Origin of the sequence: Gordonia humi, assembly GCF_014197435.1 — a bacterium.
In the GTDB taxonomy this organism is placed as follows: Bacteria; Actinomycetota; Actinomycetes; order Mycobacteriales; family Mycobacteriaceae; genus Gordonia; species Gordonia humi.
Genome location: NZ_JACIFP010000001.1, coordinates 1484758 through 1496619, shown reverse-complemented (window position 1 = coordinate 1496619; position 11862 = coordinate 1484758). Strand labels below are relative to the sequence as shown.

11 protein-coding genes are annotated in these 11862 nt (G+C 67.1%); 2 read left to right on the top strand and 9 right to left on the bottom strand.

What is annotated here, in order from left to right:
- Position 1: 1 nt before the first annotated feature.
- The 7 genes from BKA16_RS06975 to rplJ form a co-directional block, all read right to left on the bottom strand.
- The gene (locus tag BKA16_RS06975; protein ID WP_183369973.1) at positions 2 to 1090 is read right to left on the bottom strand and encodes an MCE family protein; all 1089 of its coding nucleotides are present in this window, start codon (positions 1088 to 1090) and stop codon (positions 2 to 4) included.
- Positions 1087 to 2403: an MCE family protein gene (locus tag BKA16_RS06970; RefSeq protein WP_183369972.1), complete on the bottom strand. Its 1317-nt coding sequence runs from the start codon at positions 2401 to 2403 to the stop codon at positions 1087 to 1089. Before BKA16_RS06970 ends, BKA16_RS06975 begins: the two co-directional genes overlap by 4 nt.
- A gap of 5 nt (positions 2404 to 2408) precedes the next feature.
- Positions 2409 to 3281: an MlaE family ABC transporter permease gene (locus BKA16_RS06965; protein ID WP_183369971.1), complete on the bottom strand. Its 873-nt coding sequence runs from the start codon at positions 3279 to 3281 to the stop codon at positions 2409 to 2411.
- Positions 3282 to 3283: 2 nt separating this feature from the next.
- Complete coding sequence (locus BKA16_RS06960) at positions 3284 to 4090, bottom strand: MlaE family ABC transporter permease (RefSeq protein WP_183369970.1); 807 nt, start codon at positions 4088 to 4090, stop codon at positions 3284 to 3286.
- Positions 4087 to 5376 (bottom strand): ATP-binding cassette domain-containing protein, encoded by a 1290-nt coding sequence (locus BKA16_RS06955; RefSeq protein WP_183369969.1) that lies wholly within the window; start codon positions 5374 to 5376, stop codon positions 4087 to 4089. Before BKA16_RS06955 ends, BKA16_RS06960 begins: the two co-directional genes overlap by 4 nt.
- Before the next feature lie 500 nt (positions 5377 to 5876).
- Complete coding sequence (gene rplL / locus BKA16_RS06950) at positions 5877 to 6266, bottom strand: 50S ribosomal protein L7/L12 (protein WP_183369968.1); 390 nt, start codon at positions 6264 to 6266, stop codon at positions 5877 to 5879.
- A 102-nt stretch (positions 6267 to 6368) separates the two neighbouring features.
- On the bottom strand, positions 6369 to 6899 hold the full coding sequence (gene rplJ / locus BKA16_RS06945; RefSeq protein ID WP_183369967.1) for a 50S ribosomal protein L10: 531 nt from the start codon (positions 6897 to 6899) through the stop codon (positions 6369 to 6371).
- A gap of 314 nt (positions 6900 to 7213) precedes the next feature.
- Here rplJ and BKA16_RS06940 point away from each other — a divergent pair, with 314 nt between their 5' ends.
- Both BKA16_RS06940 and BKA16_RS06935 read left to right on the top strand, forming a co-directional pair.
- Entirely contained in the window at positions 7214 to 8386 is a 1173-nt protein-coding gene (locus BKA16_RS06940; protein ID WP_183369966.1) for a glycoside hydrolase family 76 protein, read from the top strand.
- Between the two features lie 97 nt (positions 8387 to 8483).
- Positions 8484 to 10502, top strand: coding sequence for a CocE/NonD family hydrolase (locus tag BKA16_RS06935; protein ID WP_343067599.1), 2019 nt, complete (start codon positions 8484 to 8486; stop codon positions 10500 to 10502).
- Positions 10503 to 10533: 31 nt separating this feature from the next.
- Here the strand turns inward: BKA16_RS06935 and BKA16_RS06930 are convergent, their stop codons facing one another.
- Positions 10534 to 11028, bottom strand: coding sequence for a TIGR04338 family metallohydrolase (locus BKA16_RS06930; RefSeq protein ID WP_183369964.1), 495 nt, complete (start codon positions 11026 to 11028; stop codon positions 10534 to 10536).
- Positions 11025 to 11849 carry a DUF2786 domain-containing protein gene (locus BKA16_RS06925; protein WP_183369963.1) on the bottom strand — a complete coding sequence of 275 codons (825 nt, stop codon included), beginning with the start codon at positions 11847 to 11849 and terminating at the stop codon, positions 11025 to 11027. The genes BKA16_RS06930 and BKA16_RS06925 overlap by 4 nt, the downstream gene beginning before the upstream one ends.
- Between the last annotated feature and the right edge of the window lie 13 nt (positions 11850 to 11862).

Sequence of the window (11862 nt, the reverse complement as noted above, 5' to 3'; positions counted from 1 at the left end):
GTCACTCCCCCGGTCGCTTGTTGTCTTTCCAGCACCGGGTGGCGGCGCTGGTGTACAGAACGTGGTTGATGTCGGGCAGACCGACGGCGGGCTGCGTCAGCAACGACGACTTGCCGTTGCCCGCGACCACGTCGATGCCGCAGAGATAGAACTGGAACCACGAGCCGAAGGTCGCGGCACGGCCGATCTTCTGCAGTTTGACCGGCAGGTTGGTCAACGCCTTCGAGATGTCGTCGGTGCGCGAGTTCAGCTGATCCGACAAGGATTTGATGCCCGCGATGTCGCCCTGGATCGCCGGTCGCGTCTTGCTCAGGATCGAGCCGGTGACGGTCGTCAGGTTCGACACCGAGCTGACCGCCGAGCCGATCGACCCGCGCTGTGCGGCCAGACCGGAGACCAGCTTCGACGTGTTGACGAGGAGACTCGAGAACTCGTCGTCGTTGCGGTTCACCGTGTCGAGGACCTTGGTCAGGTTGGTGATCATGTCACCGATCACCTGGTCCTTGTCGGCGAGCGCATTCGTCAGCTCGGACGTCTGGGAGATCAGCTGGCTGATCGTCGTGTCCATATCGCCCTGGAAGACCTTGATGATCGTCTCGGCGAGCTTGTCGATGTCCTGCGGTTCGATCTGCTTGAACAACGGCTTGAAGCCGTTGAACAGCTCGGTGAGGTTGACCGCCGGGTGCGTGTTCTGCACCTTCGGGTCGGCGCCGAACGTGTAGTCCTGCCCGACCGAGTCGCGCGCGTCGCCCGGCCCCTTCTCCAGGGCCACATAGCGCAGACCCGTGAGGTTCCGATAACGGATGTAGACGTTGGTGCTGCGCGGCAGACCGTCCCGATCGACGTTGAAGGTGACGAGTGCCTTGTTCCGATCGGTGATCTCGACGCTCTCGACCTGGCCGACTCGCACACCCGCGATGCGGACGTCGTCACCGGGGTTGAGCATGGCGGCATCGGAGAACACGGCTTTGAAGCCGGTCCGGCCGCCACCGCCCGCGTTGGCGATCGTCAAACCGAGCATCGCCGTCGCGATCGCGGTGACCACCGCGAAGACGATCAGCTTGATCAGCGGAGCCAGAAGTCCCCTCACTTGATCGTCACCTCCGCTCCTTGCACTGCGCCGCCACCGATGTAGGTGATCCAGGTCGGGACATTCGTCGGGTCGACGCCGGTCGAGGCGCCGTACACGATCCTCATCTGGTCCGCGTAGTCCTCATCGTCGTAGATCTTTCCGGCGGGCGCACCGCTGAACTGCGGCTGCGGCAGCTCCGGCCAGTCACTGGGACCGGCGTTGCGCGACGGCGGCTGGTAGGAGCCGTCCGGAACCCCGCCACCCGGGTACTGCGGGAACGGGCGGTTCGGGTTCGGCTTCGAGTAGCAACGGGCCGGCGGATCGCGCCACAGCATGCGGGGCTCGTCCTGGTTCGGCAGGTAGCGACCGCGCGGGTTCACGAACTGCACGTTGACGCGGACGCCGGGATTGTCGGTGCCATTGCCGACGATCGGCCCGATCTTCGGAATCAGGTCGGCGAAGTTCTTGAACATGCAGCCGAACGTCGGGGACTGTCGAGCGATCGACTTGAGGAACGGCTCGGAGTCGATCGTCAGATCGAGCAGATCCCGCTTGTTGGTCTTCAGGAAAGCCGTAGTATCGGTCGCCGCGTCGCCGAGCGTCGAGATCAGCGAGCGCAGATCGCCCTGGTGCTCGACGACGGTGTTGCCGGTGATCCGCAGCGAGTCGAGAGCGTCGATCACATCGGGCAACGCCTCCGAATAGGTGTCGGAGAAGGTGGCCAGCCCGCGCAGGGTGCCCTGCAGGTCGTCCATGTTGGCGTTGACCCGGGTGAAGATCGTGTCGAGGCGGTCGATGGTCTTGGCCAGGTCCTTGCCCTTGCCGCCGATCGCCTGCGAGATCGAGGTCAGCGTCACGTTGAGGTCCTGCGGCGGGATGGCCTTCAAGACCGGCATCAACGCGTCGAAGAGATCCTCCACCTCGGCGGAGCTGCCGCGCGGATCGGTGTTGATGACGTCGCCGTTCGCGAGCGAACCGTGTCCGTTCTCGGGGATCGTCAGGGACACGAACCGCTCCCCGAAGAGCGTCTTCGGGAGCACTCGCCCGGTGGTGCCGATCGGCAATTGCTTGGCCTTGTCGGGCTGCAGTCCGAGCTCCACTTCGACTTTGCCCCCCGGCTGCACGTCGACGTGTCGAACGGTGCCGATGATGACACCGCGCGACTTGACGTCGGCGTTGACCGCCAACGCGTTACCCGCGTCGGTGGTGTCGAGGGTGACCGTCGTGTAGTCGTCGAACGCGCCGCGGAACTTCAGAATCGAAGTCGCGAGCAGCCCGATGACCACGACGAAGAAGAGCAGGCCGAGCAACCTGCGTTTTGCAGTCGCCACGTTTCCTAACCTCCGACTCGGATCGACGTGGTGGTTCCCCAGATCGCCAGGCCCAGGAAGAAGTCCATCACGGCGATCAGGACGAGTGCGGCGCGCACCGCGTGTCCGACCGCCACGCCGACTCCGGCGGGGCCGCCACTGGCGTAGTAGCCGTAGTAGCAGTGCACCAGGATGATCACGAATGCGAACACCAGCACCTTGCCGAACGACCATAAGACGTCTGCTGGTGGCAGGAACAGGTTGAAGTAGTGGTCGTACGATCCGGTCGACTGCCCGTTGAACACGGTGTTGACCACACGGGACGCGAGATACGCGGCCATCAGTCCGAGGACGTACAGCGGGATGACGGCGATGAAGCCCGCGATCACGCGCGTGGAGACGAGGAACGGGATCGACGGGACGGCCATGACCTCGAGTGCGTCGATCTCCTCCGAGATGCGCATGGCGCCGAGCTGTGCGGTGAATCCGCAGCCCACCGTCGCCGACAGCGCGAGACCGGCGACCAGCGGTGCCACCTCACGGGTGTTGACGTAGGCGGAGAGGAAGCCGGTCAGCGCCTGCGAGCCGATCTGGTCGAGGGCAGCGTAGCCCTGCAGGCCGACGACGACACCGGTGAAGCCGGACATCAGGATCATGACGCCGACGGTTCCGCCGATGACGGCGAGACCGCCCGAGCCGAAGGCGACCTCGGCCAGCAACCGCATCACTTCGCGCGTGTAGTGCACGAGGGTCTTGGGGATCCAGGCCAGGGTGCGTCCGTAGAAGGACATCTGCTCGCCCGCGCCGTCGAGGAACTTGAGCGGCCGGCCGAGTTGCTTGCGCGCCTCGTAGAGGTAGTACTCCGGGCGGCTCTTGGCGATCGTCACACCACGTGTCATCACTAACCTACCTTCGGCGGAACGATCTGCAGGAACACGGCGGTGATGATCAGGTTCGCGAAGAACAGGAGCAGGAACGTCACCACGACGCTCTGGTTCACCGCGTCGCCGACGCCCTTCGGGCCGCCCTTCGGATTGAGTCCCTTGTAGGCGGCGACGACACCGGCGAGCACACCGAAGATCGCTGCCTTGAGCGTCGAGATGTAGAGGTCCGGCAGTTGAGCGAGGGCGCCGAACGACGCCAGGTACGCACCGGGGGTTCCGCCCTGGACGACGACGTTGAAGAAGTAGCCGCCGGCGATGCCGACGACGGCGACGAGGCCGTTGAGGAGGACGGCGACGAGCACCATTGCCAACACGCGTGGCACGACGAGACGCTGGACCGGATTGATGCCCAGCACCTCCATCGCGTCGATCTCTTCGCGGATCGTGCGCGAGCCGAGGTCCGCCGCGACGGCCGAACCGGCGGCCCCCGCCACCAGCAGCGAGGTGACCAGCGGTGAGCCCTGCTGGACGACCACCAGAACGCTGGCCGCGCCGGTGTACGACTCCGCGCCGAGCTGCTTGATCAGCGAGCCGGTCTGCAGCGAGACGATGGCGCCGAACGGGATCGCGATGAGAGCCGTCGGCAGAATCGTGACGCTGGCGATGAACCAGGCCTGCTGAATGAACTCGCGCAACTGAAACGGTCGCACGAAGAGCTGGCGTGCGACGTCGACGAACAGTTGGACGATGTTGCCGGTCTGGGCGAGTGCGCCCTCACCGGCTTTCGCGACTCTGTCGACGCCACGCGTGGTGGCACTCGTCATGCCTGGGTACTCCCCTGTCCGTTGGACTGGTCATTGATGGCGGTCTCGATCGCCGAGGTGTCGATCGGCTGGGTGAACGCGTCGTCGCCTGCCGGTTGCGCAGCGGCGGTCTTGGCCAGATCGGGTCGGGTGACGACATCGGTCTCGGCATTGGCGACGACGTCGTGCACGTGTGTCGGCTCGACGTAGACGCCCTCCGGTCCACCGGGCAGCCCGGTGTTGACCGCGTTGGGATCACTGAAATCGGTGGCGGCGAGCGCGACCAGGGTGGTCGAGGTCTCCGGCGACTGCGCCGCGCGACGGTCCTCTTCGGCCATCGAGTTGCGGATCGCCTCCTGAGCGTTGGGAGGCAGGTCGTGCATCATGTTCAAGACGTTCGCCCGGTGGCGGATCGCGGCCTTGCGGACCGGCATGCCCGGGTTGGGCTGCACCTGCGGGATGATCTCGGAGAAGTCGTCCTGGGTACCGCCACCGGCGATACCCGCGGCCTGCATCGCGGCCTCGGCCGCGGCGACCGACTCGTCCTTCTCCTCCGACATGCCGATCGGACCGAAACGATCACCCGAGAGGAACTGCTTGACCACCGGCTGCTCCGAGGTCAACAACTGCTCACGCGGACCGAACATCACCAGTTCCTTACGGAACAGCATGCCGATGTTGTCCGGGATCGTCCGGGCGATGTTGATGTTGTGCGTGACGATCAGGATCGTCGCGTCGATCTCCGCGTTGATGTCGATCAACAACTGCGAGATGTACGCGGTGCGCACCGGGTCCAGACCCGAGTCCGGCTCGTCGCACAGGATGATCTGCGGATCGAGGACCAGCGCACGCGCCAGACCGGCGCGCTTGCGCATACCGCCGGAGATCTCGCCGGGAAGCTTGTCCTCGGCACCGGCCAGACCGACCAGCTCGACCTTGTCCAGGACGATCTTGCGGATCTCGTCCTCCTTCTTCTTCGTGTGCTCACGAAGCGGGAAGGCGATGTTGTCGTACAGGCTCATCGAGCCGAACAGGGCGCCGTCCTGGAACAGGACGCCGAACAGCTTGCGGATCTCGTAGAGCTCCTTGGCCGAGCACTGGGTGATGTCGGTGCCGTCGATGACCACCGAGCCCTGCTCGGGGTGGAGAAGGCCGATCAGGGTCTTCAAGAACACCGATTTACCGGTACCGGACGGACCCAGCAGGGCGTTGACCTCACCTGCGGGGAGAGTGAGACTGACGTCCCTCCAGATGTTCTGCGAACCGAACGACTTCGTGAGCCCCTCGACCGTGACCTCTACTCCCACTGCGTCCCTCCAGACATGTCTCCACCGGATCAGTCACCGCAACCATCTGTGTCGCGGTTTTCAAGCGTCCCCGCTCGCCCGGCGTGCCGTTTGTGGCTGCGGTCACTCTAACCCACCCCCGTAGCTGCCGACACCTGCGGACCATCGGGTTTCGGCCGCCGCGCCAAGCACTTACTGAGCGGTAACTTCTCGGTGGTCTGAGAATACGCGAAGAACTCCGGTTCACCAAGTGATCGGCGCCTCCTGGACCCCGGGAGCTGAGACCGACGCCACGGCGAATCCGCAAATCGCATGTGAACCTGGACTTTCACCGCAGTTCACCCCTCCTGCCTGCGTCCCGACCGATCGCTCGGCCGCTCGCCGGCGACGTCCGCGACACCGCAGCACTCACCCTCTACGGGACCAGACACGACGAGACCCGCAGGGCATGCCCTGCGGGTCTCGTCGTGGATCTCACGCCACTCGCGCGTGACGCTCGTGCGCCGCAAGGGCGCGTCGGCTCACTTGAGCGAGACGGCGGCGCCGGCCTCTTCGAGCTTGGCCTTGGCAGCCTCGGCGTCTTCCTTGCTGACCTTCTCCAGGAGAGCCTTCGGCGCACCCTCGACGAGGTCCTTGGCCTCCTTCAGACCCAGACCCGAGACGACCTCGCGGACTACCTTGATGACCTGGATCTTCTTGTCGCCGGCGCCCTCGAGGACGACGTCGAACTCGTCCTGCTCGGCAGCGGCCTCGGCGCCACCGGCGGCCGGGGCGCCCGCAGCGGCGACGGCGACCGGCGCAGCAGCGGTGACCTCGAAGACCTCTTCGAACTTCTTCACGAAATCGCTGAGCTCCAGCAGGGTCAGTTCCTTGAACTGCTCGATGAGCTCGTCAGCGGTGAGCTTCGCCATGGTGGCGTCCTTCCGTAGTTCCCCGCCGGTGCGGGGGCGCCTGCAGTGCAGGCTCGATCATGGGGTGTGATCGGCGAACCGATCGGGTGGATCCGCAGATGCTCAGGCGGCTTCGCCCGAGGCCTCCTGCTTCTCCTGCAGAGCCGCGGCGAGACGCGCGACCTGCGACGCAGGCTGGTTGAACAGCCCTGCAGCCTTTGCCAAGTTGCCCTTCATGGCACCGGCGAGCTTTGCCAGCAGAACCTCGCGGGACTCCAGGTCGGCGATCCGCTCGACCTCGGACACGGACAGCGCACGGCCGTCCATGTATCCGCCCTTGATGACAAGGTTCTTGTTGTCCTTGGCGAACGTCTTCATCGCCTTGGCGGCTTCGGGAAGCTCGCCGGTGACGAATGCGATCGCGGTCGGACCGGTGAACAGCTCGTCGAGGCCCTCGACGCCCGCCTCTGCGGCGGCACGCTTGACGAGGGTGTTCTTGGCGACGGAGTAGGTTGCACCTTCACCGAGCGCGCGACGGAGCTCTCCCAGCTGGGGAACGGACAGACCACGGTATTCCGTGATGACTGCCGCGTCCGAGCCCTTGAACTGCTCAGCGATCTCTGCGACTGCAGAAACCTTTTCGGCGTTAGCCATACTTCGCCTCCTCTCGTGTCACTTCACTCCCGATCCGCGCGAGCGGATCGGATCGGACCCAGGCCGTCGTATCGCGAGGAGGTCGGAACCGATCGAATGCGGTTCCGGCGGAGAAAGAGATGACGCCCCGGCGCAGGAGGCACGGGGCGCACGAGAACTCGGCACTGCCGAGGGGTGATCCACGTTCATCCTGCGTGGGCCGCCGACTCTCGCCGGACCTTCGACCGGAAACCTTCGTTCCCGACGACCAACGGTCTCTGGTTGAACTAGAGCATCGAGACCAGCCCGATGCACCGACGAATACAGTAACCGTCATGACCGCAGAAGTCGAATCGGCGCAGCGACGGGCGGCGGCCGCCCAGTCGGCGCTGCACGCGCGCCACCTGACACCGCTCGGCGGACGGGTGCCGTGCACGCGGATCGGCCGACCCGCCTGGCCGATGCCGGGACGTCCGCTGTCCCGAGAACGATTGACCATGTCGTGGAACTACTGGTGGCAGGCGCATCTGGCGGACGCGCTCGTCGACGCCGTGATTCATCGCGACGACCGGGTCGCGGCAGACCGTCTCGGGCAGTTGTTCCGCGGGATACGGATACGCAATCTCGGTCGGTGGACCAACGCGTACTACGACGACATGGCGTGGCTGGGCCTGGCGGCCGAGCGGACGGCCCGGCGCACCCGCACTCGACCCGACCGCTCACCGGTCGCCCGACTGCTGGCCGCACGCATGCATCGGGCGTGGTCACCGGAGCTCGGCGGCGGAATCCCGTGGCGCACCACGGACACCTTCTTCAACACTCCGGCGAACGGCCCCGCCGCGATCCTCCTGGCACGCACCGGCGACGCGGCTCGGGCGGCGGCGATGACCGACTGGCTGCACGAGCGGCTGCTTCTGCCGTCCGGGCTGATAGCCGACGGCTTCTGGCTGCGCGCCGACGGACGGATCGACCGCGTCGACTCGGTGTATACCTACTGCCAGGGTGTGGCGCTCGGCGCCGAGCTCGAGGTGTATCGACGGACTCGGGAAGCACATCGACTCGATCGGATCGACGCGCTCCTGTCGGCGACCGCGGAACGCCTGGCCCCCGCCGGCGTGATCGTCGGGGCGGGCGGCGGCGACGGTGGGCTGTTCGGCGGCGTCCTGGCCCGGTACCTCGCGCTGGTCGCGACCGATCTGCCCGGCGACGACGCCCGCACCGCGTCCATCCGCGACCGGGCGGGGCGGATCGTCACCGCGAGCGCCGACGCCGCGTGGGCGGGGCGCGCCGAACACGACGGGCTGCCGGTGTTCTCGGCGGACTGGACCCGTCCGGCCGTCGTACCGGACGACGGCGGCGACGCCGCGCACTTCTCCGGTGGCGCGGTGAGATCGTCGGCCGTTCCCGAACGCGATCTGTCCGTTCAGATCGGTGCGACGATGCTCGCCGAGGCCGCGGTCGCGGTCACGATCGGGTCACCGGAGCACATCGTTTCCTCTATCGATTAGGGATCTGGAACGGTGCCGTTTTACATTGGTTCACACAGCACGACCGTGACCCATGACACACGGCGTCGATGTTGAACGGAAGGGCGGTGTGCGAATCGTGACACTGCAACTCGACTATGGAGAGTTCGCCGATCGGCCGCGCGGGGCCGTCCGGCCGTCGCAGTCCGGCGCCGACGGCGGGACGCCGGCTCGCGGATGGGCCGAGGCCGTGGACGGTCGGCAGCCGTACCCGCGCGTGCACATCGACCGCAGCATCACGATCACGATGGACGACGGGACCCGGCTGCGAGCGACCCTCGTGCGCCCGGCGAATGTTCTCGGTCAACCCGTCAAGACCGCACTGCCGACCGTCCTCAACGTGAATCCGTACAACCGTGCGGTGATCGACGGCATCGACCATGCGCTGCACGCTCCGGTCATCGGTTCGGCGGTCCGTTCGGCGAGTGCCGCGATCCCCCTCGGCGACGGCGCCTCACGCATCGGCCGCACGTTCGGCACCGGACTGTGGGACGTGTTCGGCGTCAATCGGAACCTGGTGCGGTCGGGGTACACGCAGGTGATCGTCGACGTGCGCGGCACCGGCGCCTCCCAGGGCCGCTGGGAGATCCTGTCGCCCCGCGAGCAACGGGACTCGGTCGAGGTCATCGAGTGGATCAGCGAGCAGCCCTGGTGCGACGGGAACGTCGGCATGGCGGGGTGGTCGTATTCGGCGATCAACTCGCTACAGGCCGCCGGGCACCGACCGGCCGCGCTCAAGGCGGTGTTCGCGGTCGAGGGCGGCGCCGACATGGTCCGCGACGTCTATCTGACCGGCGGCATGCCCTCGGCGTTCATTCCACTGTGGCTGACACTGGTGAACGGGCTCAAATGGCTGCCGAACCCGGCGACGGCCGTCGCGGACGTCCTCCGCGGCGACGCCTACCGGTGGCTGCGCGACCGACTCTCTTCACCGGCCTCCGAGATGCCGTCGCTGCTGTGGGGTTTCCTCACGGCGCGCGACGACCGGATCTTCGACGACCCGTACTTCGACGAGCGCAATCCGCGGATCGAGGACATCGAGTGTCCGACGTTCACCGTCGGCGGCTGGCACGACCTGTTCGGGCGGAGCGCCACGCGCGTCTACTCGACACTGCGCATGGCGCCCGGCCGCAAGCAGATGCTGGTGGCCGACGGATACCACTTCGATCCCGGATGCGATCACGGATCCCCGGGTCGGCCGCCGCGGCTCGACGTGCTCGAACGCGCCTGGTTCGACAAGTGGCTCAAGGGGCTGGACAACGGCGTCGACGAATACGGACCGATCGTGATGCAACAGCAGGGCGGGCAGTGGTCGTGCAGCTCGGAGTATCCGCGGGCGGACGTCCGGCCGCGGCGGCTGTTCCTCGCAGAGGCTCCGTCCGGGACCGCGGGCCACACCCGGCACGACGGGAGTCTGCGCGACGGTCCGGCGGCCCGTCGACGGTCGCTGCGAATCACTCCGGATCTTCGCGGCTTCGTCTCGCGCGACGCCGCTCAGGTCACGGCGGGTGCCGCGATCGTGCTCGGGAAGGACTTCTCGACCGACGCCCGGTTCCAGGAGGTCGGCGGACTGACGTTCACCAGTGAACCGGTCGGCGTCCCCACCCAGATCTCCGGACAGATGAACCTTCGGCTGAACGTCTCGACCACCGCGCACGAGGGCATCTGGGCGGTGACCGTCAACGACGTCGCACCCGACGGCACCTCGACGGTTCTCACCAACGGCGCGTTGACCTCGTCGAATCGCGCGCTGGATCCGTCGCGGTCGACCTACACCGACGACGGTGTGCTGCTCGACGCCGTCCACTATCTGTCGCGGGAGCGCCGACTGCCGGTGCCCGCCGACGAACCCGTGCGCATCGACGTCGACCTGGTCCCGACCGACGCGGTCCTGGCCGTCGGACATCGTCTCCGGGTCGACGTGTACGCCGCGAGCCTGCCGCGGTATCTGACGATCGTCCCCGACCTGATCAAGGCGCGTCGGCGTCGTCAGCAGCTGGTGCTCGATCCGAACAAGCCGAGCTATCTGACCTTCCAGGCCGACGGCGACCTCGGCGTCGATCCGGTGCCGGTGGTGAGCGTGGCGCCGGTCGATTGACCGGGCCGCCCGTCCACGGCCCGCGCACGGGTCACCGCACTCCGCTGTCGCCGAACACCACACGGTAGATCAGCGCGGTCTCCGGTCCGAGGACCAGGCCGACGAGGTCGATGAGTGTGTCGACGAACGACGACCCGTGCGGCGCGGATCCGGGCGGTCGCTCGTCGAGGTGATGCGCGATCTCGTGGAGGACGACCAGCTCGCGCAGGGCCCAGGAGCCGTCGGTCGCATCGGGGACGGCGATCACCGCGTTCTCGCGTTCGTAGTGTGCGGCCCGATCGCCGCGGCGATGCCGCACGGTGACCGACCGCGCCGCACGCGGAAAGCCCTCCCGCACCGAAGGCAGGCCGAGCACCCGGTCGACGTACCGCTGCACCGACTCGACCGATGAGAACCTGCCCTCGGGCGGCAACGTGAGCTCTGCGGCCGCGATCTGCACGGTGCGGGCGCTCCCGGCGCGCTCGAACATCCGGTGCACGAGCCGCTCGGCGTCGTAGACGCGGGAGCGGCGCTCATCGCGCGTCACTCCTCGATGGCTCCGCGAGCGCCCGGCAGTTCTCGGTCTCCACCGATACGCGCCCGACTCCCGGCCCGGTCTCCCGCTCGGCGCGCCGCCGTCGAATACCCCGAACGCGCCGACGACGGCCGCCACGTACCGCGGGCCGACGACGCCCGCCGATAGAAGTCGCGCACCTCGATCTCCTTGTCACGCAGTGCGATCGCGGTGGATCCGCCCGACTGCGGGGCCTCGGCCGCCACGGCTTCGGCACGCTGCTCGTCGCGCGCCTCCTGCAGACGCCTGCCGATTCGCTCGGCGAACGCCGACTGGAAGTTCAAGCGCGCGGTGATCGGCGACAACGGCTTCTCCGTGACGGCGCGACGGCGAAAGTACCCGTCGCCGACGGTGACGACCTGCCGGGCCGTCTGTCCCTTGTAGGCGCCCGACTTCAGGTACGCGTCACTGGCGGCGACCATCTGGATCACGAGCGAGGTGTACAGCGCCTCCGTCGTGTCCAGATCCGACTCGAATCCGTAGGCGATGACGAATGTCGAGTTCGACGCGACGTCGACCGTCAGATCGTTGGCCCGACCGATCTGCACGAAGAGCTGCACATAGGTCTTCAGACCGCGCTTGCCCTTCTCGCCGATGGTCACCTGTCGGGTGACCGGTGTCGCGGTGTCGCGGACACCGCGGTCGTGGGCGCGGGCCAGCGCGAGGTCGATCGACGACGCCGTCGCGAGTCGTTGGGCGGCCGCCATGAACGCCTCGGCCTCGTGCTCGTTGTCGGTGCCTTCGGCCTGCCGCAGCAGCCCCGCGATGCGGGTGAGGAGCTTGTCGTCGCGCATGCCGGTCAGGTTA